We start from the raw sequence: 23,729 nt of genomic DNA, 5'->3' as shown, positions 1-23,729 counted from the left end.
CACCCTATTTTTAACCCGCAACATTAAAGAAATCGCGATTTTTTTACTATTGGTTCCCGTTTTATTCGCCAACATTCAAAAGCGCTTCAAAATTAGGAGGTCGTTTATGACTATTCAAGAATATCCCAGTCTAAAATCCATCTACTACCAAAATCAGGCTGCTGGTAACTTAACTGGCTACCAAGATGCTGTAACGCAGCGTCGGGATAACCTTCTGGCAATAAAAACCGGCTTACTAATTTCACCATTTAAGCGTGGATTTAGAACAAACAACCATTTTGAAATTTTTTATCTTCCTGTCTTAAAAATTAACCAACTTGAGGAACAGATTACTAAACTTTCTAGTGAAATTGAAAAGAAAATGTTATCGCTCCCCCCAGTTGCACGCGACCAAGTATTTATCAGCAATCTTATTGATGAGCTACAAAGTACTAACGAAATTGAAAATGTCCGTAGCTCTCGAGAAGAGCTGGGCACCGTCATCGACCGTATTAAACAAAATAAGAGTGACAAAGGTCGCTTCTCCGGACTGGCCAATCAATATATTAAGTTCCAAGACAATAAATATAACAAGATTCATGACGTCCAAGACTTCCGAACAATCTGGGATGAGCTTGTTAGTCAAGAAATTAAATCCGATGATCTCCCTGATGGCAAACAGTTTAGGAAAGAGGGAGAAATCATTCGTTCTGGTGATCGCGTCGTTCATCGTGGTGACGAATCTGAAGAACAGATTATCTCGGACCTAGGGAAGCTTGTTAACGAAATGAACGATGACGACATTCCTTCCCTTCCCAAATGTTTTATTGCTCACTACTTCTACGAATATGTTCATCCCTTCTATGATGGAAACGGACGAACGGGTCGCTTTATCGTTTGCTCTTATCTTTCACGTAAATTAGACATGATGTCAGCTATTACCTTCTCTTCCGCAATTCTTAAAAATAAGGACACCTACTACAAAGCATTTGTGGAAATGGCGAATCCCTATAATGCTGGTGAGGCCACATTTTTTATCATTTCTATGATGCAACTCTTATTATCTGGGCAACAGCAGGTTATTGAAAAGCTAGACGATGACATTGACCTCCTTAAAAAGGCGAATAATTTGACTGATGACGCCCAGCTTGAACAATCGGCCGAAAACGTTCTATTTATTCTGTGCCAAGCCACTATCTTCAGAAAGTACGTTAAATCGCTGACAGACAAGTCTCTATCTGAATACACCGGCCTCAGTCGCTTTCGCTTAAATAAAGTCTTAGATAGTTTGATTCAATCCGGCTATATTGAACTGATGCAAGCCAATCCAAAGACCCATAAATTAACACTCAAGACACAGCAAGTCCTGTTTTCTAACTAATGGTTCTCCAAAATCTGGGGAATCATTTTTTCTTTATCATCCCCAGAATTTATGCTAAACTCGACAAAACCAATTCGAAAGGCGCGCTCTCATGAAAAAATACGCAATTATTGACTTAGATGACACCCTCCTCGACTTTACCCGTGGTGAAAACGAGGGTGTTACCCGCTTGCTCCAAAAATATGGCGTGACCGATGTACAGCGCGGACTTGCCACCTACGTTAAAATCAATCAGGACATCTGGCACCAAATCGAGCTAGGTGCCGACCGCGCACCCCTGTTGGACACGCGCTTCGCCAAAGCTTTCGGTGCTATGGGTGTCACCGTGGATGGCCCCGCCGTCGAGAAGCAGTACAAAAGCATGCTCGATCATAACTACTACACGTTGCCTGGTGCTACCGACTTTCTAACTGCGCTTATTCGTGCTGGCGTGACCGTCATTGCAGGAACCAATGGTACCAAGTCCATTCAGCTCAATCGTCTTGCGGGTTCCCAACTAACGCATTTCTTCGACAGTGTCTTCATCTCTGAAGATGTCGGGTACGACAAGCCGGACGAACGATTCTTCGCGCCCATCTTCACCCAATATCCGACGATGACCCCTGCAAATACCGTGATGGTTGGTGATAGTCTCCACTCCGACATTCTGGGTGCTACCAATGCACATCTCGACAGCGTTTGGTTTAACCCCCAACACACCGTTAGTTCAGTCAATTACCATCCCACTTACGAAGCCGATTCCTACACGGCACTTAAGCAAGTTCTACTCGCCTAGATAGACGCATCGCCCGTTAGCAATCGATGATGCTAACAGGCGATTTTTTTAATTCAAAGCTTGTGATAAAATCTCAAGCACTAATTTACCTCTTTAACCAGATTTTCTGGTATGATGGTAACAAGTTATAACCGAAATCTCATATTCTCATTTGAGTGAAACGAGGTGAAGACCCATGACCGAAACGCGATTTCCAGCAACTCCCGCTAAAATTGCCGTCACTATTTTAACGCTAATTCTACTGTTGGCTATGTTGTTTCTCCAGGATCCTAAAATCGTTGCTTTTCTCTGCTTTAGTTCGTTAATCACGGCAATGCTGCATTTTAACGTCTTCGAGAGTACGACCGACGCCAATCCGTTAAATCGGATCGACCTGACTATTCAAATCGTTTTCTTAATTTCTTCCATTGGTAGAGCATTTATCCTTGGTGGGAATTAACAATTAGCCACGCTATCTTCAGGGATGCGCGGCTTTTTTTAACCCCATTCGATCTTATCGAGATCCAGGTAACCCGTATCCTGAGCTGGTTGTTTAGTCGCATCTAAAGCGGCTTTCAGTGCTTCCCACTCATCCTTAGCAACAATGATAGCCGAATTCGCATCGTTGCCGTCCGTCGGTGTTACGACGACTAGCTCTTGCTTGCGTGTCACTTCATCTAAAATTTGCAACAATGCTTGTTGTGCGGCAGCCGGTGAATAACGTTTCATAATCTGTCCCCCAATGACTTAAAAATCCCATTAGCGTTGATTTGCCAGCGTTAACGGGTTCTCCGAATGACCATCTAAAATTTACGCTGGTAAGGTCACCAACGTCCCCAGTAAGACAACTGCCAGCAAGATCTGACTACTGACTAAATACCACGCCTGTCGCCGCCACAATGCCCGCATGGTGGCCGGATATTGCTGGTGGCGGTGCTGATAATAACTTGTGACGAGAGCCAGACCATCTACCAATAACAGCAGGCTGATGACTCGCGGATTCAACCATGCTGGTCGCCACAATCCCACCGCCACGTATGCCAAACCGAGATACAAGAAACCATGGTATACCGCAACGCACCGTTGTGACCGCGTGGTACCTGATTGCAGCTGACGTAGCGTATGGTGGTGCAACCCGTGACTGATCAGAACCAAGATAATTCCCAGACACAACAGACTCATTCGCATATGTAAAACTCCCCAGTGATTTGTATTGTATTCCCCAGAGTTTAATTTTACCGAAATTTGACTGTGATTCCTAGGCACTCTTTTTATTAGTGACTTAATCATGACCAGCTACTATGCTCTAATCCACGCAGGATGTCATCCCAAATTCCCCGTGACAAACGCCATTTTTGCTTCCGCACGGCAGGAACCACCCCTATACACCAGCAGAACTGATCTTTCATCAAACCGATTAAGCAGCGGGCAGTCGTCTCACTCATCAGTTAGCTTAACAAGCCTATATGTGGTTTTTGCAAAGAACCTGTAAAGATTTCGTATTGCTATTAGTAATTAATCTATAATTACTAATAATTAATTCAATGATAATAAAAAAGGGAGGACGCGTTAATTATCGCGTTCTTCCTTACTCGTTACTTCACTTTTGCAATCTTCCCTTGTTCGATGTACACACTCAAAATCGCGATATCAGCTGGGTTGACCCCACTGATTCGACTAGCTTGTGCCAACGTTTCAGGTTGGATCTTCTTTAACTTCTGGTGCGCTTCAGTGGCTAAGCCGTCGATCGCATCGTAATCGATGTTGGCGGGAATCGCCTTAGCTTCCATCCGTTTCAGCTTCGCCACGTTGGCCTCGGCTTTCTTGATGTAACCGGCGTACTTCAATGAAATCTCAATTTCTTCCACGATGTGCCGATCTAGCGGTTGTTCAGGCGCCGGAATGAACTGCAGCAACGTCTGGTAGTCCACATATGGCCGACGCAAGAAGACGGCAGCTAACACACCATCTTGCAGGGGCTTGTCGCCATTGCTCTCAATGAAGGTATTAATGGCCTCGTTGGGCTTGATTCGGATACTGTTCAGCCGATCAAGTTCAGCCTGTAGCGCGGCCTTCTTAGCTAAGAAAGCGTCGTAACGATCGTCGCTGATTAGTCCCAATTCATGACCCTTGGTCGTCAAACGTAAGTCAGCGTTGTCGTGCCGCAAGATCAAACGGTATTCGGCGCGACTCGTCAATAGACGATAAGGCTCGTTGGTGCCTTTAGTTACCAAATCATCGACCATCACCCCAATATAGGCATCGGACCGCTTCAACGTGAAGCCAGGCTTGCCTAATGCCCGCAACCCGGCATTGATTCCGGCTAGCAGCCCTTGACCAGCAGCTTCTTCATACCCAGAAGTTCCGTTAGTTTGCCCCGCCGTAAACAGATTCTTCAACGGCTTGGTTTCCAAGGTTGGCCGCAGTTGGTAAGGGGAAACGACATCATATTCGATAGCGTAGCCTGGCCGCATCATTTGCGCATCCTCGAGACCTTGAATAGAGTGCAAAATCTTCTGTTGCACTTCTTCCGGCATAGATGTTGAAAGTCCCTGAACGTACCATTCATCAGTGTTTCGGCCTTCTGGTTCTAGGAAGAGTTGGTGGCGTGGCTTATCGGCAAATCGGACGATTTTATCTTCGATCGATGGACAATACCGGGGGCCGACACCCTCAATAACGCCCGTAAACATCGGTGCGCGGTCGAGGTTTGCCTTGATAATTTCGTGTGTTTTCTGATTCGTGTAAGTCAACCAACAAGACAATTGGTTCTTGAGGTCAAGGTAGGCGCTATCTGGCGTCGTGAAGCTAAAGTGGTTCGGCTCCTTGTCACCCGGTTGTTCTTCAGTCTCGTCGTAATGAATTGTGTTCCCGTCGACCCGTGGTGGTGTCCCGGTCTTAAAGCGTTCCAGTTCAAAACCATACTTAGGCAGGTTCGCCGTCAATTTGTTGGCTGGTTGGGAATTGTTGGGACCAGAAGCGTACATCAATTCACCAATAATGATCTTCCCTCGTGCAGCAGTTCCAGCCGCAATCACGACGGCCTTGGCACTATAGCGCGCTCCCGTGTTGGTGATGACCCCTTTGCAGGCACCATCTTCCACGATCAAATCATCCACGATACCCTGACGCAAGGTTAAGTTGGGTTCGCGTTCGATGGTGTGTTTCATTTCAGCATGGTAGGCATGCTTATCAGCTTGGGCACGTAAAGCGCGGACGGCTGGACCCTTACCGGTGTTCAGCATCCGCATCTGGACGTAAGTCTTGTCAATATTACGCCCCATCTCGCCACCCAAGGCGTCAATTTCACGGACGACGATTCCTTTAGCTGGACCCCCAACGGATGGATTACATGGCATAAATGCCACCATATCCAAGTTGATCGTCATTAGTAAGGTCTTGTTTCCCATCCGAGCTGCGGCTAGCGCGGCTTCACTACCGGCATGACCGGCCCCGACGACGATAACGTCGAAGTCCTGTCCCGGATATGCAATTACTTCAGTCATGGTTCTTTCCCTCCATGTGTGATCGTCGTAACGACGGTCACACGGTCTCTTTGTGGACTTAATTTAACGTTATTTCCCGACACAGAACTGACTGAACAGTTGATCGAGTAGCTCGTCTTGGTAGCTGTCTCCCGTAATCTCACCGAGCAGATCCCAGGCATGCGTCATGTCAATCTGTACCAGATCAACAGGCATCCCCGCAGCGATGCCCTGCATGACGTCGTCTAAGGCGTCACTAGCCTGATGTAACAACCCAATGTGGCGGGCGTTCGTAACCATCACGGTATTCTGACTAGATTCAATACCCTCATCGAAGAATAGATGCGCGATCGTTTCTTCTAGCTTATCCAGCCCTGAGCTCTTCAGGATAGAAGTCTCAAGGATGGGGCTGTCCCCAGCGGCCTGCTTTAAAGTCGCCATATCCAGCTTCTGCGGTAGATCCGTCTTGTTTAAAATTAAAATCCGTTGCGTGTCAGCCGTGGCGTCCAGTAGCTGCGTATCCTCAGTCGTTAAAGGCTCGCTAGCGTTTAAGACCAGCATGACCAAATCAGCTGTATTGATCGCCTTACGCGACCGTTCAACCCCAATTTTTTCGACCTTATCCGTTGTATCGCGGATGCCGGCCGTATCGATCAGCTTTAACGGCACCCCTTTGACGTTGACGTATTCTTCAATCACATCACGCGTAGTCCCAGCAACATCAGTCACGATTGCTTTATCCTCGTGAAGTAAGTGGTTGAGTAGACTACTCTTTCCAACATTTGGTCGGCCAATAATTGCTGTGGCAAGGCCCTCACGGAGAACCTTCCCCTGCTTAGCGGTTGCCAATAGCGTCTTGATCTGCTGCTTGACCTCTTGGGCCTTCTCCAACAGCATCTTCGTTGTCATCGCTTCTACGCCATCGTATTCGGGATAGTCGATGTTGACTTCGACCTGGGCCAAGGCATCTAAGATGTCTTGGCGAAGATTTCTGAGCAATTTCGACAGGTCACCGTCTAATTGGTTCAATGCCACCTTCATCGACTTGTCAGTCTTAGCTCGGATCAGATCCATGACGGATTCTGCCTGAGTCAAATCAATCCGGCCATTTAAGAAAGCCCGCTTGGTGTATTCGCCAGGTTCAGCCAATCGCGCCCCATAACTCAGGCACAATTGAAGGATCCTATTCGTAGCCACGATACCACCGTGACAGTTAATCTCAATAATATCTTCTTTGGTATAGGTCTTGGGTGCCCGCATCACAGTGACCATTACCTCATCCACTTCTTCCCCATTCTCGGGGTCGATGATGTGGCCGTAATGAATCGTGTGGGTCGCAACCTTCGTCAAATCCGTGCCCTTGAAAAGCTTGCAGGCAACGTCAAAGACTTCTTCACCGCTCAATCGAATAATTGAGATGCCACCTTCACCAGGCGGTGTTGATATTGCTGCAATCGTATCAAATTCTGTTGTGGTGACTGTCATGAGCCATTCTCCTTTTATATTTACTGCTGTCTGAATTGTCCTAAACAAGTTTGGATTTTTGTGGGACAGTGCCGATCCAAGTCCGTTGACTCCTTAGGCACTCACCCCGGGCGTATCATTTAACGCCATAAAAAAAAGCACCTACTCCACGCCACCTAACTGTGCGTGGATAAAGTACTTTCACTACTTTATCGCAAACTTGATAAGAATGATTGTCTTCACTATAAGGGGTAACGGCGTGTTTGTCAAACGAAACTTATGCTGGTTCGATGACGACCGCGCGATGCGGTTCCTTCCCAGCTGAATATGTCGTAACGTAGCGGTTCTTCGACAGAACGGCGTGAATCTGCTTTCGTTCAAACGATGGCATCGGATCCAAATAGATTGGTTTTCCAGTCGCTACGACCTCCCGTGCAGTACTCTCCGCTAAGCGGCTCAACGTGGCTGCACGGCGCTCCCGGTAATTCGCCACATCTAGTTCCAGCTCCACATGAGCAGCGCCGTGATGGTTCAAGAATAATTGGGCCAAACTCTGTAAGGCGTTGATGGTTCGGCCATGCTTGCCAATTAGCAACCCTTCCTTATCCGTGGTAAAGACTAACCGGACTTGGCGATGGGCACCCGCTTCAACGTCTATCGTGGCGTCTATGCCCAGCTGTTCCACAATCGTTGCCAAGTAGTCCTGAACGCTTTCGATTGCTGCCTCACGCCGCTTACGACGCTCCTGAGGGGTCACTGTGGGTTCGGACGATGTCGGCGCTTCATCTGTAGCCGGTTCTGCGACTACTGGTTCTGCCGAAGCAACGGCCGTCTTAACTGGCGTCGTAGAACTTGCCATTGACGACGATGCTACCGATTGTGGTTCCGGTGTAGCGGATGACGCTACCGCAACCGTCTTTAGGACAACATCCACCATGGCATCACGCCGACCGATTCCCAGCCAACCCTTCCGCGGAGTGGCGACCACCTTGATTATGACTTGGTCGCGGCGACTGTTGAGCGCAGTTAACCCCGCCGCAATCGCTGCCTCTTCCGTTTTGCCCGTGTAGATTGTCATCGTCCATTCCTCCATGTCTTTTTCGCTAAAATTCAGTATACCATAATGCTTATGGCACGCCCCGTAATTCAGTCTGAAAATGATTGGGCACATGCGTCTCTATAAATCCGTTAAGCTGCCATAGGTATTGAGACTTTTGAGGGGAAATTATATAAGTAGTTCGTGTAAGGCAGCTTTTGGGGACGTTGGGACCGAGGGAAAGTAATTGGCAATACCGGTCGATAACCAGTCCCGATTGACGTTCTAACTCCTGTGATGATGGCGTTAAGGAATGTCTGACCAACGCAACGAACTGATTTCTCTTGCTTAGTTCGTTGGGTTTGCTCTCGCCTTTATATCCGGAGATATGCGGCCTCGGAAACGCGCTCCCTCGGGCAGCCCCCTCCGCTTAACAAAAATAAGACTCCTGGCAAATGAGGTTGCTGATTCTTCTAGTTTGGTTCGTTAGTCTTGCTCTCGCCTTTATATCCGGAGATATGCGGCTGTTGAAACGTGTTCAGTCGGGCAGGCCTCTGCGCTTAACCCAGATAAGCACCGGCTCGGCATAGATGATAATGACTATTCTGGTTTGGTTCGTTGGGTTTTCTCTCGCCTTTATATCCGGAGATATGCGGCCTCTGAAACGAGTTCCGCAAGCCAGATTCCTGCGCTTAACAAAAATAAGACTCCTGGCCGGCGGCTGCCGACCAGAATCCTTATTCTCGTTAATGCTCAGAATCTAATCGGCTTGCTTCACTCTCTTATACAAAAAAGGCACAGAACCGAAGTCCTGTGCCGATAAAATGCATTTATGCTAACTTATTTACTTACGTTTGCTTTGCTTTGCACGTCGAATTGCTTTTTTAACCGTGCGTTCGTGTTCGTTCTTTTCCTTTTCCTTGGCATCGCGTTCCGCTTGAATCTTCCACGGATTTTGAATTAACAAGGTTTGGCCAACTTGGAACACATACGAAATCGTCCAGTATAAGGACAGTGATGATGGCACGTTCAGGGCAGTGAAGAAGACCACTACCGGCATCCCGACGATCATCATGGTACTCATTGAATTGGACTCTGGCATTGACTTGGTGCTTAACCACGAACTAATCAGCGTGGCGACAGCGGCCAAGACAGGTAGGATGAAATACGGGTCCTTGTGGCCTAATTGCAACCACAGGAAGCTCCCAGACCGCAGAACGGCCGTCCGCCAGATAGCTTGATACAATGCCCAGATGATTGGCAACTGAACGACAGCTGGCAAACAACCCAACATGGGGTGAACGCCCGCTTCCGAATACAGCTTTTGCTGTTCGGCCTGCATCTTTTGCATCGTTTCGCGATCTTTTGAGGAGTATTTCTTCTGTAAGGCTTTTAATTGTGGCTGTAAGTCCTGCGTCTTCCGCATGCTCCGGGTCTGGAAGATCATCAGTGGGAGTAAAATAATCCGCACGATAATGGTAAAGATGATGATCCCGATACCGTAACTTCCGCCGAACATGTTGGCCAACCCAATAATTGCCCGAGAGAAGTTCAGAACGATCCAGCCGTCCCAAATCCCGGTACTCTGATTGGTGATTGGTGCATTGCTACAAGCGGAAAGGATAAAGACTAAGCTCACAATACCTAGCATAAGTAGGGTACGTTTGTACTTTTTCACTTTTATTCCTCGCTATAGTTGGAATCCAGCAGTTTTGCCAGTTTCAAAACATGAATCAGGCTGCTCTTCGCATCAGTCATGGAAATGCCATCCGCCCGGGGCCGAGCAATTACGAGGAAGTCCACATCCTGCTTGAGGTAGGGCTTCAACTCGAGTAGACTCTGCCGAATCCGGCGCTTCACCCAATTACGGTGGACCGCGTTCCCAATTTTCTTACCGACTGAAATGCCAACTCGAAAATGTAGTTGATCTGGTTTTTCCATTGAATACACCACAAATTGCCGGTTTGCCACCGAATTTCTGGTTTCAAAGACCTGCTGAAATTCCGCTTCTTTCTTAATGCGGTAAGATTTTCGCATGGTGCATCTCCAAAATTCTCAACGATTTGTTGAACAGTCCGCGAGAGATTAGGGTCCCAGTCTTCTCGCAGATAAAATAAAAAGACCACTGAACCATCAGCGGCCTATGCAGACAATACTTTACGTCCCTTTTGACGGCGACGTGCTAAAACTTGACGGCCATTGCTAGTGCTCATACGCTTGCGGAAGCCGTGGACACGTGAACGGTGACGTTTCTTTGGTTGGAAAGTGCGCTTCATCGTAAAATCTCCTCTCTTAACTATGACTATTTTTTATCTGGTGAAGCCAGACAAATACTAAATGCATTTCCTGAACATATTAGCATAAATTTCGCCGAATGGAAATAGGAACTTTGAATTTCCATAAAAAAGTTCTCCCCGACGAAATTTGTTTCATGCACTTTAACTGTGGATAACTCTAAAATCCACAAAAAGTTTTTCCCGACTTTCCCACTCAGTTATCCACTGTTCCACAGCCTGTTTATTTTAATTTTGTAGGTTCAGTGGATTCTGTGGATAACTTGTGAAACACCTGATGCTATTGTAGTAACGGTCTACACGATGCTGTGCATAACTTGAGACAGTCAAAACTTTCCACAGATTTTTATTTGCCTGTGGATAACTTTGTTCACTTCCTGTGAAACAATTATACACAGCTCCAAATACCCTGTGGAAAACTTTTTTTCTTCATGCTACACTGGACTTACGTTTTCGTTTGGGCCTCTTGCGCTCAAATGGGAAATGACTATCTAAATAATTAATAGGGGGATACATCAGTGCCAGATATGGTAACTTTATGGACTGATATCAAGGCGTTATTCGAGGAAAATAACACACCAACGACCTACAAGACTTGGATTGAAACTGCCAAGCCAATTGCCTTAGATGGCAACAAATTGACGTTGGAACTCCCGTCACCCCTGCATCGTGATTACTGGACCCATCAACACCTGGACCAGCAATTGGTAGAATACGCATACCAAGCCGCTCACGAAGATATTCAGCCGATTTTAATTATTGAAAGCGAACGCCAACAACAGGCGACGCGCAAAGCAAAGACCGCGACCCTTGAGGAACCGGCCACTGCAGAGCCAACACCGACTTTCATGAAGGAAACCGCGCTGAATTCCCGCTACACTTTTGACACTTTCGTCATCGGAAAAGGCAACCAGATGGCCCACGCAGCGGCCTTAGTTGTCTCCGAAGAACCCGGCGTGATGTATAATCCGTTGTTCTTCTACGGTGGCGTGGGCCTTGGTAAAACCCACTTGATGCATGCGATCGGCAATAAAATGCTCGAAGATCGCCCGGACACCAAGGTCAAATATGTCACTAGCGAAGCCTTCACAAATGACTTTATTAATGCGATTCAGACCCGAACGCAGGAGCAGTTCCGTCAGGAGTATCGTAACGTTGATCTGCTACTGGTCGATGATATTCAGTTCTTCGCTAATAAGGAAGGAACCCAAGAAGAGTTCTTCCATACATTTAATGCACTTTACGATGATGAGAAGCAGATTGTCCTGACTTCCGATCGACTACCCAATGAGATCCCTAAGTTACAGGATCGCCTCGTTTCGCGGTTCGCTTGGGGCTTATCCGTCGACATCACACCACCAGACTTGGAAACGCGAATTGCTATTCTCCGCAATAAAGCCGATGCCGATCAAATCGACATCCCTGACGATACTTTAAGCTATATCGCTGGGCAGATCGACTCTAACGTGCGAGAACTCGAGGGCGCATTGGCCCGGGTTCAGGCCTACCATCAGTTGACGCACCAACCAATCACGACTGACTTGGCCGCTGAAGCGCTCAAGAGCCTCAAACTCGCTAATGCCACGGATGCCATCACGATTCCGGTTATCCAAGACCGCGTGGCCAACTATTTCCACGTTTCTCTCAAAGATTTAAAGGGGAAGAAACGCAAGCAAGCCATCGTCATGCCACGGCAGATTGCCATGTACCTCTCGCGTGAATTAACGGAAGCCTCATTACCACGTATCGGAAACGAGTTTGGTGGCAAAGACCACACTACGGTCATCCACGCCTACGATAAAATCCAGGATTCACTGAAGACCGATGCTGAATTACAAAAGGACATCGATAATCTGAAAGATGAATTACGGCGCTAGGGCGAAATCGTCCGAGTCAGCGCGACAAAGTTAGCAGACTCGTGACGGTTTTTTGGTGACCAACTAGGGTATGATAGACGTATAGCTAACGGCGCGTGTGGATAAAAAAGAAGAACGGCCAAAGTTTTCCACAAGTTATCCACAGGTGGAAAGTCTAGTAACACAGGCTGTTTCGTCGAGTTATCCACAGAATACACTGCTCTACTACGGCTACTGTCTTTTTCTTTTAATTAAGTAAACTACGCACCACTAAAAAGGAGTGTCTAATCTTATGAAATTTTCCATTAACCGGGCGGCCTTCATTAAGGAACTCAATAATGTGTCACGGGCCATTTCGTCTAAGACCACGATTCCCATTTTAACGGGGATCAAAATTGTTGCCAGTGATGCGGGTCTCCTACTAACGGGTTCTAACGCTGACATTTCGATCGAATCCTTGATTCGTGCGGATGATCCAGATATTGGGCTCACCATTGATGACCCTGGCGCCATCGTTTTAACGGCACGCTTCTTTAGTGAAATTGTGAAACGATTGCCCGAACAAACTATGACGGTAACGGTCAAGGATGCGTTTCAAACGGAGATTACCTCTGGGTCCGCAGCCTTTAACATCAACGGACAGGATGCCAACAACTATCCACACTTACCAGAAGTCGATGCTGCCGATTCCGTTGTGCTTTCTGGGGCCGTCTTCAAGGAACTGATCAGCCAAACGGTTATTGCCGTTTCCAATCAAGAAAGTCGGCCAATCTTGACCGGGGTTCACTTTGTGTTGGCTGATAATCAATTCCTGGCCGTTGCCACGGATAGTCACCGGTTATCACAGCGCCAAATCGAATTGCCTACACCAAGTAGTGCAGCCTTTGACGTGATCATTCCCGGAAAGAGTTTGACCGAACTTTCCCGAATGATCGGCGACGATGACAGTGACGTGAAGATGCAATTCTCCGAAAACCAAGTGTTGTTCTTACTCGGGGACACCTCGTTCTATTCACGACTATTGGAAGGGAACTACCCAGATACGTCGCGGTTAATTCCTAAGGAAGCCTCGACCACGGTCGAATTCGAAGCGCCAGAATTATTGGCGGCTGTTGAACGGGCCTCATTGTTGTCCCACGAATCCCGAAACAACGTGGTTAAGCTGACCTTAACGCCAGCGGATAATCAGGTGACCATCTTCAGTAACTCTCCAGATGTCGGGAACGTTGAAGAAGCGCTAGATCCCAAGGAACTCACCGGGGATGACCTAGAAATTTCCTTCAACCCCGACTACATGAAGGATGCACTGCGGTCGTTTGGTCAAACGACGATTCGAGTAGCCTTCACGTCGGCTTTGCGGCCATTTACATTAGTACCAACGGAAGATACCAGCAACTTCATTCAATTGATCACGCCGGTACGAACCTTCTAAATTTAGAAACTAACGGAGCGTCACCTCAAAAGGGTGGCGCTTTTTTTGTAAAAAAGAGTGCGGAAGAAGGCGGTTAGGTCCTGAGCATTAACGTCATTAAGCAGAAAATCCCGGGCCTGGATTTTTTCTTAATGGGGTTAAGCGCAGGGACCTGCCTTCTGGAGCACGTTTCGGTAATGTTGAATTAGAGGAAAAGTTCCGAAACTAGCGAAAAAGAGTGCGGTTAGACTCTGAGCATTAACGTCATTAAGCAGAAAATCCCGGGCCTGGATTTTTTGCTTAATGGGGTTAAGCGCAGGAGTCTGCCTTCTGGAGCACGTTTCGGCAATGTTGAATTAGAGGAAAAGTTCCGAAACTAGGGAAAAAGAGTGCGGTTAGACTCTGAGCATTAACGTCATTAAGCAGAAAATCCCGGGCCTGGATTTTTTGCTTAATGGGGTTAAGCTCAGGGACCTGCCTTCTGGAGCACGTTTCGGCAATGTTGAATTGAAGAAAAAGTCCCCCAGCAATCCAGCTAAAAGCACCGATCAAGCCACGACCTCAGTGCCAGCCTATATAAAATGGACAGATCAGCTAAAATTTTCAAAATGACGGATCATTTCGCGCCAATTATCTGGTATGCCAACGTTAAACACCCATGTAAGCTCCAAAACGGGTACAATTTCTGAAAATACCCTCAAAATTCCGCCAATTTCCACGTGAAATTGGTTACTTGCGTGCGCATATGCTTCGTGATTTTCAACAACTTTCAGAAAAGCCTGAAAAAGGGACTGAAAAAACAAAAAAATCGTTAAAAGGCCGCTATTTTTTGATTAGAGCAAATCTACCGGTTTTTTATCAAAAATATCAGGAAGGGCTTAAATCGGCTGAGAACGCAAAAATCAAGCAGTTAAACTGTACTTTTCCCTAAAATGCGGTATAATATAAAAGAAGAATATAGAGGGGTGAAATTGTGAAAAAAGAAGTTTTCATTGAGACGCCCTACATTACTTTAGGCCAGTTACTCAAAGAAGAATCCGTTATCAGTACTGGCGGTCAAGCCAAGTGGTATTTGCGGGAAAACACCGTTAATGTCAACGACGAGCCGGACAACCGGCGGGGCCGCAAGCTGTATCCTGGAGATACGGTGGAAGTGCCTGATACAGGATTATTTTTTATACGCTCAAAGCAGGGTGAATAATGTATTTGCAAGAACTGCAGCTGCGGCATTTTCGAAACTATCCCAGTGCTAATCTCGAGTTAGGACCCGGGATCAACGTTTTATTGGGAGAAAATGCGCAGGGCAAGACCAATCTATTAGAGGCAATCTACGTTCTTGCGTTGACGCGTAGTCATCGAACGGCCAATGATCACGACCTCGTTAACTGGGAAGCCAAAACGGCGAAGGTTAGCGGACGAGTCGTGAAATCGGTGGGGTCGGTGCCCCTAGAATTAACGTTCTCACGTCAAGGTAAGCGCGCCAAAGTGAATCACCTTGAGCAGGCTCGACTGTCACAATATATCGGCCAGCTCAATGTGATTTTGTTTGCACCGGAGGATCTCGCTATTGTCAAAGGTGCACCGACTGTTCGGCGGCGCTTTATGGACATGGAGTTTGGCCAGATGAATCCGCGCTACCTGTACAATCTGAGCCAGTATCGGACACTGCTAAAGCAGCGGAACCGGTACCTCAAAGATTTACAGCATAAGCAAAATCGTGACCTGTTGTTTTTGTCGGTTTTATCCGACCAACTGGCCGCGTATGGTGCGGAGATCATTGCCCAGCGGCTGCGGATGTTACATAAGCTGGAGCACTGGGCGCAGGCGATTCACGCCGAGATCTCTCAGCAAAAAGAAGAGCTGACGTTTCACTACGCAACCCAGGTGCCAGAGGATCAATTGACGGACCCGGACACCATTTGTGCGGCGTTGACGCAGCTCTACAAGGAACATCAGGACAAGGAGCTCTACCGGGGGACGACCCTAGTGGGCCCGCACCGAGATGATCTGTATTTTCGGGTCAACGGGAAGAACGTGCAGACGTTCGGCTCTCAAGGTCAGCAGCGAACTACAGCGTTAAGCGTCAAACTTGCTGAGATTGACCTGATGAAAGAAGAGACCGGGGAGTATCCGGTCTTGTTACTTGATGATGTCCTTTCTGAATTGGATGACGCCCGGCAGACCCATCTGTTGAAAGCTATCCAGGATAAAGTACAGACGTTTATTACCACCACCAGTCTGAGCGGGATTACCCGCCAGTTGATTAAGGACCCGACCATTTTTCACGTGGCTAACGGGACGGTGGTGGCTGATGGATCTGCCCCAAGTGGCGATCCGGCAACAAAGGAGGATTAAGCAGTGACTGATAAAGAACATGAAACCAAGGCAGAACAAGCCAGAGAATATGATGCCAGCCAAATCCAGGTCCTAGAAGGCCTCGAAGCGGTCCGGAAACGGCCCGGGATGTACATTGGCTCGACCAGTGCCCAAGGTCTTCATCACTTGGTTTGGGAAATTGTGGATAATGGGATCGATGAAGCCTTAGCTGGTTTTGCGGATTCCATTCATGTCACGGTCGAAAAGGATAACAGTATTACTGTTTCTGATAACGGTCGTGGGATTCCTGTCGACACGCAACAAAAAACGGGGAAGCCCGCTTTGGAAACGGTTTATACCATCCTGCATGCCGGGGGTAAATTTGGCGGTGGCGGTTACAAGGTCTCCGGGGGTCTTCACGGGGTCGGTGCATCCGTTGTCAACGCGTTGTCAACTCACCTGGAAGTTCAGGTTATCCGGGGTGGCAAGCGTTATGGGATTACCTTTGAACGTGGTCACGTTAAGAAACCCATGTACGTCATGGAAGAGGGCCTAGACCAAGATCGACACGGAACCATTGTGCACTTCTTACCGGACCCAGATATCTTCCGGGAAACGACGACGTTTGATATTAAGACGCTAACGACGCGGGTACGTGAACTGGCCTTTCTGAACAAGGGCTTGCGGATCACCATTCGTGACGAACGTCCAGAAACGCCGACTGAAGACGATTTTCACTATGAAGGTGGGATCCGCCATTACGTTGATTACTTGAACGAAAATAAAACAACCTTATTCGAGCCCCCAATCTACGTTGAAGGTGAAGAAAACGGGATTACTGTGGAAGTTGCCCTGCAATACACGGATGACTATCATAACAACCTGTTGACGTTTACCAACAACATCCACACCTATGAAGGTGGGACCCATGAAGAAGGATTCAAGCGCGCGCTGACCCGGGTCGTGAACGATTATGCTCGGCAAAACAAGCTGATGAAGGATAACGAGCCTAACCTGACTGGGGATGACGTTCGTGAAGGCATGACCGCCGTGGTTTCCGTGAAGCATCCGGATCCTCAATTTGAAGGTCAGACCAAGACTAAGTTAGGGAACTCTGATGCCCGGACCGCTGTGGATCACACGTTCGCTGATCACTTCATGCGCTACTTGATGGAACATCCAGACATTGCTCGCAAGGTTGTGGACAAGGGGACACTGGCATCTAAAGCGCGGGTCGCTGCTAAGCGGGCCCGAGAAGTGACACGAAAAAAGAGTGGGTTGGAAATCTCCAATCTGCCTGGGAAATTAGCCGATAACACGTCTAAAGACCCTGCCATTTCCGAATTGTTCATTGTCGAAGGGGATTCTGCCGGTGGGTCTGCTAAGCAGGGCCGGTCGCGATTGACTCAAGCTATCCTACCCATTCGGGGGAAGATTTTGAACGTTGAAAAGGCGTCCATGGACCGGATCTTGGCAAACGAAGAAATTCGGTCTATGTTTACCGCCATGGGAACCGGTTTTGGTTCTGACTTTGACGTGTCAAAGGCCAACTATCACAAATTAATTATCATGACCGATGCCGATGTCGACGGTGCCCATATTCGGACACTGTTATTGACGTTGATCTACCGCTACATGCGGCCATTGTTGGATGCCGGTTACGTGTACATCGCCTGCCCACCCCTGTATCGGGTTCGGCAAGGGAAGATGCAACAGTATCTGGATACCGATGATGAATTGAAGGAATTATTAGGGCAATTACCACCTGCACCCAAGCCTCAGATTCAACGGTACAAAGGGCTTGGTGAAATGGATGCTGAACAGCTCTGGGACACGACCATGAAGCCGGAAAATCGACGACTTTTGCGGGTTGATGCTCAGGATGCCATCAATGCTGATCAAGTGTTTAGTATGTTGATGGGGGACAAGGTTGCGCCTCGACGGGAATTTATCGAGGACAATGCCACCTTCGCCGAGTTGGATGTTTAGTGAAGAACGGAGGGCAAAAATTTGGCTGATCAAGATTACAATATAGGTCGGATTACCGACGTTGACCTTTCACAAACCATGCGAACATCCTTCTTGGATTACGCGATGAGTGTGATTGTACAACGGGCGTTACCAGACGTGCGGGATGGCTTGAAGCCAGTCCACCGTCGGATCCTATACGATATGCACGAACTCGGGATCACCCCTGACAAGCCATTCCGGAAATCTGCCCGGATGGTCGGGGATGTCCTTGGGAAATACCATCCGCATGGTGATTCTGCTGTGTATGAATCTATGGTGCGGATGGCGCAAGACTTCTCGTACCGCTACATGTTAGTGGACGGTCACGGGAACTTTGGTTCTGTCGATGGTGATGGGGCCGCTGCCATGCGGTATACCGAAGCGCGACTGAGTAAGATCGCGATGGAAATGCTGCGTGACATTAATAAAGATACGATTGATTTCCAAGATAACTACGATGGGTCCGAACGCGAACCCGTTGTGCTCCCTTCTCGTTTCCCTAACCTGTTAGTTAACGGGGCTTCTGGGATCGCCGTGGGGATGGCCACGAACATTCCGCCACACAACCTGACGGAAGTTATCAGTGCCCTGCACATCTTGATGAAGAACCCTGACGCCAGTCTGGCTGAGTTGATGGAGGTCTTACCAGGACCCGATTTCCCAACCGGTGGGATTGTGATGGGGAAGGCTGCTATTCGCCGGGCTTACGAGACCGGGAAGGGTACCATTACCTTACGGGCGAAAGTCGATATCGAAGAAGAAAAGAACGGTAAGCAATGCATTGTGGCCACAGAAATTCCTTACATGGTCAACAAAGCGAAGCTGATCGAACGGATCGCTGAACTGGCTCGAGACAAGCGAATTGAAGGCATTACCGATGTCAACGATGAAACCGACCGGACAGGGATGCGAATTGTTATTGATGTTCGGCGGGATGCTAGTGCAGAAGTTATCTTGAATAACCTGTATAAGATGACCCTCATGCAGACCTCGTTTGGGATCAACATGCTGGCTATCGTGAAGGGTGCCCCCAAGGTTCTCGGCCTGAAGCCGATCTTGCAATACTACTTGGACTTCCAGCTGCAGGTTATTCAACGGCGGACGGCTTTCGAATTACGGAAGGCTGAAGCTCGGGCTCACATCCTGGAAGGGTTGCGGATCGCCCTCGATCATATCGATGAAATTATCACCATTATTCGACAGTCACAGACTGCGGAAGTGGCGAAAAATGAATTGATGACGCGTTATAGCCTATCAGACAAGCAATCACAAGCCATTTTGGACATGCGACTGGTTCGTCTGACCGGTTTGGAACGTGAAAAGGTTGAGAAGGAATACAACGATGTTATGGCGAACATCAAGGATTACAAGGAAATCTTGGCATCCAAGGAACGTCAACAGAGCATCATCTACGACGAATTGATGGAAATTCAAAACAAGTTCGGCGACGCGCGGCGGACCGAATTGATGGTCGGTGAGGTCTTGAGTCTGGAAGACGAAGACTTAATTGCCGAAGAAGACGTTGTGGTTTCATTGACGCACAACGGCTACATCAAACGATTACCAACGTCTGAGTTTAAGGCTCAAAACCGTGGTGGTAAAGGAGTTCAAGGTATGGGTGTCCATGAAGATGACTTCATCGAACACCTCGTGGCAACGTCCACGCATGACATGCTCTTGTTCTTTACCAATACGGGGAAGGTCTACCGGATGAAGGGATATGAAATTCCTGAATACGGGCGGACAGCCAAGGGGATTCCGGTGATTAACTTGCTTGGTATCAACAATAATGAGCATGTGCAGGCCGTAATCAACGTGGCTAATCCGGGAGAAAATGCCGAACGTGACATCTTCTTCACGACGGTCCAAGGGACGGTCAAACGGACGCCGGTTGACGAATTTGCCAATATCCGAAGTAATGGTCTGAAGGCCATTAACCTCAAGGATGATGATGAATTGATCGATGTTGATATCATCAATGGTGATGCCAACATGATCATTGGAACGCATCTAGGTTATGCCGTTAGCTTTGCGGCTAAGGACGTGCGGTCAATGGGTCGATCAGCGACTGGGGTTCGTGGTATTCGGTTACGTGAGAGTGATTACGTGATCGGTGCCAGTGTCCTCAAGGCCGACAGTCGGGTGTTTGTCATTTCCGAAAAGGGTTATGGGAAGCAGACGCCAGCTAGTGAGTACCCAATCAAGGGCCGTGGTGGTAAAGGAATCAAGACCGTCAACGTGACCGAGAAGAACGGACCGTTAGCTGGATTGACCACCTTGGATGGTGACGAGGATCTGATGTTAGTCACGAACAAGGGTGTCATGATTCGCTTCAACGGGAGCGATGTTTCCGAGACAGGTCGGGCAACCTTAGGGGTGCACCTGATTCGTCTGGGCGAAGATACTGCGGTGGCAACGATGGCCAAAGTTGATAAGGAAGATGACAGTGCCAATGCTGAAGGCGAGACGACGGACGGCGACGTCCCCGCAACCGATAGTGCACCGGTAACGCCGAATTCTGACGCACCCGAAGCTTAATTGAAAGCGACTTAATGAGACTGGAACGAATGTGTTTTTAGCATTTGGTCCAATACGATAAATTTTGAGATTGAAAAGGCTGGGACGGTTGTCCTGGCCTTTTTTTTGAAGAAAAGTCAACCACCTGCCTATAATTTAATTTGTAAATGATTTCGGTGGATTTTGATTGTGATCCCAGGTATACTCGGTCTAGACCATAGCCTTTCTACGATAACGATAGTTGGAGGAGAAAATCTTGAAAAATCAGGAGACATGTCAGAGCCGGCAATACTTAACTGGGATCATTAGAATTAGTCTAGTTGCTGGTATAACGGCAACGGGAATAATGATGTGGTCGTCACCGATACAAGCGGAAAATAAGTTGGGGGTGGCAGTGCCAGGGAAGACGCAAGTGACTTCAACGGTCATGACTGGTCGAAGTGGTACTTGTGAATGGACTTTCCAAAATGGTATTTTGAAGATAGGCGCCGGTAACTATCAAGATAATAGCAGCTGGCGGAAATATGCCGATCAAATTCAAGAAATTCAGTTTACCGGAAAGGTTGTTTTTCCAGAACAGAGCTATGGGTTATTCAAAGGCTTGCGACAGCTACGTCATTTCACCGGGACGGCGTTTGTGGATACGAGTCAGGTCACCAACATGGGGGCCATGTTTCAGTTTGACAACGCCTTAGAGTCATTAGATCTACGAAGCTGGGACGTTCGTCAGGTCAAGGGAATGAGGAATATGTTCTCTTGGACGAAATCATTGCGTGAGTTGCATGTAGAAACATGGAAAACGGCACAGGTGGCATGGATGCAATCGATGTTCATGTATTGTGGTGCGCATTCTCTGGATTTACGGCAGTGGTCGGTCGACAAAGTCAGTGACTTGTCGGGGATGTTTTTTGGTATGAGCTACCTGACGAGCTTAGATTTACGCGGTTGGCAAACGCAACGGGTTACGTCATTGTTTAATACGTTTGCGGAGACGCCAGAGCTGACGAATCTGCAGTTGGGCGATCACTGGGATACCAGTCAGGTGACTAATCTGAGCGGAACGTTTGAGCATACGGGGTTACGGTCACTGGATCTACGCGGATGGGATGTACGTCGCGTGATCACGATGGCGTCTCTGTTTTGGAACTGCTACGACTTGGAATCTATAGATTTTAGCGGGTGGCAAACGGGTAATGTAACCAATATGGGGAGGATGTTTCGACACGTTCCTGCTAAGGCGTTACCAATTGACGATTGGGATGTGAGCCACGTGACCGATATGAGTCAGATGCTAGCCGAGACGGGGGCGCAGACGCTAGATTTACATAAGTGGAATGTGCGTCAAGTGGTGAATTTTGAACAATTATTTGCGGCTAGTCAGGCCGAAAATATTAACGTTAGTGGCTGGCAAACATCCCACGCAGGAAGCATGCAGAAGATGTTCTACCGGGCGCAGGTTACAGCATTAGATTTGAGAGAATTTGATATGACCCATTTAGATTACCGAGATGATCCTTATTCAGATTATTGGGATAGTGGTCGCGTTGAATTGATGCTGGGAAGTTTGCCTAATCTCCACGTGTTGCAGCTGGGGCCCAAGAATTTATTAAAAGATGCTAACGGTTATACGGTTGGTTTAAGTAGTGCATCTGATGATAATCACGACAACGATCTCTGGCAGGCCGTCGGGACAGGAACGATTGCTAAGCCACAGGGTTCGGTACTAACGATTCCAGAGTTAGAAGATCACTATACCCCAACGATGGCTGGAACGTATGTGCGAAAGATCAAGGCAGCACCAGTGTTTGTGTCCTATTCAGACCTAGACACTGGCGAGATTATTCAAGCTGGACAGACCTTGAATGGTTTTATAGGAGAGGTGTTTACAATTGGGAAGAATGTACCAGGGTATCAGTATCAACGTGCAAGTGGACCACTGACGGGGAAATTTGGGAATCACCTGCAGACGATAACATTGTACTATTTGAAGACGACCTCGAAGTTAGGTAGTGTTACCTTTGAAGCCCTAGATGATATCGGCAACCGGGTGAGTCCAGACGTAAATCAGACTGGCAAGATTGGGAACCAGTTTCCAATTGTGGCGCCGGTAATTCCAGGGTATCGCGTACACTTAGATGCACCATTACCAGCAATGGGCGTGTTTACTGTAGAACCACAGGTGATTCGGTTCCTTTATCGGCAATGGGGCAAGGTTAGAGTTTGGTATATCGACGAAGCGTGGCATCCCATTTTACAAGCCCGAGAGTTCGAGGGTGAAGCTGGAACGGACTATCGCGTAGAACAGTTTACAATGGGACTAGAGAGCGGTTTAGCTGGGTTTACTTTTCTTCGGGGAATTGGCATGCCAGGAAAATACGGGGCTGGAGAAGAGACAGTAGCCTTGATGTTTAAGAAAAATAGCGCGGAGAAGCCGGGTCCAACACCAACACCAACACCAACACCAACACCAACACCAACACCAACACCAACACCAACACCAACACCAACACCAACACCAACACCAACACCAACACCAACACCAACACCAACACCAACACCAACACCAACACCAACACCAACACCAACACCAACACCACTGCCTACGTCACAAGTTAATTCGGAGAAGCCGGCCCAACCGATTGAGACGGTAGAAAATGGTGGAAACGGCGACTTGATTACGTCTGGTGTGGCCAATCAGGCTTCGTCGAAACCGGCGAAACAGCGTCGGAAAAGTAAAAAGGTTGTTCACCAGCAAAGCCATCGTGGCAGGGCAGCCGATGTAGCGACCGATAGCGCAAAGCGTCAACGAAATCAAGCCTTACCTGCCACCGGAGAGACGGTGTATGACTGGCGTATAATGCTGAGTGGTCTATTGCTAGCGGCGTTGAGTTGGCAGTGGTGGTGGCAGCGCAGGCGATAACTTAGTCGCTAGAAGAGCGCGATGAGACTGCTGACTAGACCTAAATGAAAATAGGATGAAAGAATAATCGTAAAGGGAATTTACCAATTGTCGAATTCCCTCTTTTTCGTGGCTTAGCTGTTGAAGGTTGGTCTAAGAAAAGTTGCTAAATAAAATTAGATAGTGGGAACAATGTTATAGCTCTGCATGATACAAGGGATTTGTAAGCCGGCTTCCACAACCAAATCGTTCACGAGTTATACTTTTACTTTATTTCACCAGTACTATAGGAAATGAAAGTGCATGTTAATTGTTAGATGGTATGGA

19 protein-coding genes are annotated in these 23,729 nt (G+C 47.8%); 11 read left to right on the top strand and 8 right to left on the bottom strand.

What is annotated here, in order from left to right:
• Window positions 1–106 precede the first annotated feature (106 nt).
• The 3 genes from ACKTSF_RS08200 (at window position 107) to ACKTSF_RS08190 (ending at window position 2,574) form a co-directional block, all read left to right on the top strand.
• The gene (locus tag ACKTSF_RS08200; RefSeq protein ID WP_407888371.1) at window positions 107–1,360 is read left to right on the top strand and encodes a Fic family protein; all 1,254 of its coding nucleotides are present in this window, start codon (window positions 107–109) and stop codon (window positions 1,358–1,360) included.
• Between the two features lie 91 nt (window positions 1,361–1,451).
• Window positions 1,452–2,135 (top strand): YjjG family noncanonical pyrimidine nucleotidase, encoded by a 684-nt coding sequence (locus ACKTSF_RS08195; protein ID WP_407888369.1) that lies wholly within the window; start codon window positions 1,452–1,454, stop codon window positions 2,133–2,135.
• A 175-nt stretch (window positions 2,136–2,310) separates the two neighbouring features.
• Window positions 2,311–2,574 carry a hypothetical protein gene (locus ACKTSF_RS08190; RefSeq protein ID WP_407888367.1) on the top strand — a complete coding sequence of 88 codons (264 nt, stop codon included), beginning with the start codon at window positions 2,311–2,313 and terminating at the stop codon, window positions 2,572–2,574.
• Between the two features lie 38 nt (window positions 2,575–2,612).
• Here ACKTSF_RS08190 and ACKTSF_RS08185 read toward each other — a convergent pair whose 3' ends face one another.
• The 8 genes from ACKTSF_RS08185 to rpmH all read right to left on the bottom strand — a co-directional run bounded on the left by ACKTSF_RS08185 (window position 2,613) and on the right by rpmH (window position 10,375).
• Window positions 2,613–2,843 carry a type II toxin-antitoxin system Phd/YefM family antitoxin gene (locus ACKTSF_RS08185; protein WP_407888365.1) on the bottom strand — a complete coding sequence of 77 codons (231 nt, stop codon included), beginning with the start codon at window positions 2,841–2,843 and terminating at the stop codon, window positions 2,613–2,615.
• A gap of 81 nt (window positions 2,844–2,924) precedes the next feature.
• A complete protein-coding gene (locus ACKTSF_RS08180; protein WP_407888363.1) occupies window positions 2,925–3,302 on the bottom strand; it encodes a hypothetical protein in 378 nt (125 codons plus the stop codon).
• Between the two features lie 407 nt (window positions 3,303–3,709).
• On the bottom strand, window positions 3,710–5,620 hold the full coding sequence (gene mnmG, locus ACKTSF_RS08175) for a tRNA uridine-5-carboxymethylaminomethyl(34) synthesis enzyme MnmG (protein WP_407888361.1): 1,911 nt from the start codon (window positions 5,618–5,620) through the stop codon (window positions 3,710–3,712).
• Between the two features lie 69 nt (window positions 5,621–5,689).
• Entirely contained in the window at window positions 5,690–7,084 is a 1,395-nt protein-coding gene (gene mnmE, locus ACKTSF_RS08170; protein ID WP_407888359.1) for a tRNA uridine-5-carboxymethylaminomethyl(34) synthesis GTPase MnmE, read from the bottom strand.
• Window positions 7,085–7,340: 256 nt separating this feature from the next.
• The gene (gene jag / locus ACKTSF_RS08165) at window positions 7,341–8,141 is read right to left on the bottom strand and encodes an RNA-binding cell elongation regulator Jag/EloR (RefSeq protein ID WP_407888357.1); all 801 of its coding nucleotides are present in this window, start codon (window positions 8,139–8,141) and stop codon (window positions 7,341–7,343) included.
• An 802-nt stretch (window positions 8,142–8,943) separates the two neighbouring features.
• Window positions 8,944–9,777, bottom strand: coding sequence for a membrane protein insertase YidC (yidC, locus tag ACKTSF_RS08160; RefSeq protein ID WP_407888355.1), 834 nt, complete (start codon window positions 9,775–9,777; stop codon window positions 8,944–8,946).
• Between the two features lie 2 nt (window positions 9,778–9,779).
• Complete coding sequence (rnpA, locus tag ACKTSF_RS08155) at window positions 9,780–10,136, bottom strand: ribonuclease P protein component (protein ID WP_125701443.1); 357 nt, start codon at window positions 10,134–10,136, stop codon at window positions 9,780–9,782.
• Window positions 10,137–10,240: 104 nt separating this feature from the next.
• Window positions 10,241–10,375, bottom strand: a complete 135-nt coding sequence (gene rpmH / locus ACKTSF_RS08150) for a 50S ribosomal protein L34 (RefSeq protein WP_081624573.1) — start codon at window positions 10,373–10,375, stop codon at window positions 10,241–10,243.
• A gap of 536 nt (window positions 10,376–10,911) precedes the next feature.
• Here rpmH and dnaA point away from each other — a divergent pair.
• From dnaA to ACKTSF_RS08110, 8 genes are all read left to right on the top strand, one after another.
• Complete coding sequence (gene dnaA, locus ACKTSF_RS08145; RefSeq protein WP_407888352.1) at window positions 10,912–12,270, top strand: chromosomal replication initiator protein DnaA; 1,359 nt, start codon at window positions 10,912–10,914, stop codon at window positions 12,268–12,270.
• Window positions 12,271–12,541: 271 nt separating this feature from the next.
• Window positions 12,542–13,681 (top strand): DNA polymerase III subunit beta, encoded by a 1,140-nt coding sequence (gene dnaN, locus ACKTSF_RS08140; RefSeq protein ID WP_407888350.1) that lies wholly within the window; start codon window positions 12,542–12,544, stop codon window positions 13,679–13,681.
• Between the two features lie 724 nt (window positions 13,682–14,405).
• Window positions 14,406–14,591, top strand: a complete 186-nt coding sequence (locus ACKTSF_RS08135; RefSeq protein ID WP_407888348.1) for a hypothetical protein — start codon at window positions 14,406–14,408, stop codon at window positions 14,589–14,591.
• A 42-nt stretch (window positions 14,592–14,633) separates the two neighbouring features.
• Window positions 14,634–14,861: a S4 domain-containing protein YaaA gene (yaaA, locus tag ACKTSF_RS08130; RefSeq protein ID WP_407888346.1), complete on the top strand. Its 228-nt coding sequence runs from the start codon at window positions 14,634–14,636 to the stop codon at window positions 14,859–14,861.
• The gene (gene recF / locus ACKTSF_RS08125) at window positions 14,861–16,015 is read left to right on the top strand and encodes a DNA replication/repair protein RecF (protein ID WP_407888344.1); all 1,155 of its coding nucleotides are present in this window, start codon (window positions 14,861–14,863) and stop codon (window positions 16,013–16,015) included. The genes yaaA and recF overlap by 1 nt, the downstream gene beginning before the upstream one ends.
• Window positions 16,016–16,018: 3 nt before the next feature.
• Window positions 16,019–17,965: a DNA topoisomerase (ATP-hydrolyzing) subunit B gene (gene gyrB / locus ACKTSF_RS08120; RefSeq protein ID WP_407888342.1), complete on the top strand. Its 1,947-nt coding sequence runs from the start codon at window positions 16,019–16,021 to the stop codon at window positions 17,963–17,965.
• Between the two features lie 21 nt (window positions 17,966–17,986).
• Complete coding sequence (gene gyrA / locus ACKTSF_RS08115; RefSeq protein ID WP_407888340.1) at window positions 17,987–20,524, top strand: DNA gyrase subunit A; 2,538 nt, start codon at window positions 17,987–17,989, stop codon at window positions 20,522–20,524.
• A gap of 235 nt (window positions 20,525–20,759) precedes the next feature.
• Complete coding sequence (locus tag ACKTSF_RS08110; protein WP_407888339.1) at window positions 20,760–23,423, top strand: BspA family leucine-rich repeat surface protein; 2,664 nt, start codon at window positions 20,760–20,762, stop codon at window positions 23,421–23,423.
• The last annotated feature ends 306 nt before the right edge of the window (window positions 23,424–23,729 follow it).

Source organism: Levilactobacillus muriae, assembly GCF_045862015.1.
GTDB lineage: Bacteria > Bacillota > Bacilli > Lactobacillales > Lactobacillaceae > Levilactobacillus > Levilactobacillus muriae.
This window is presented reverse-complemented; position numbering and strand designations above follow the sequence as displayed.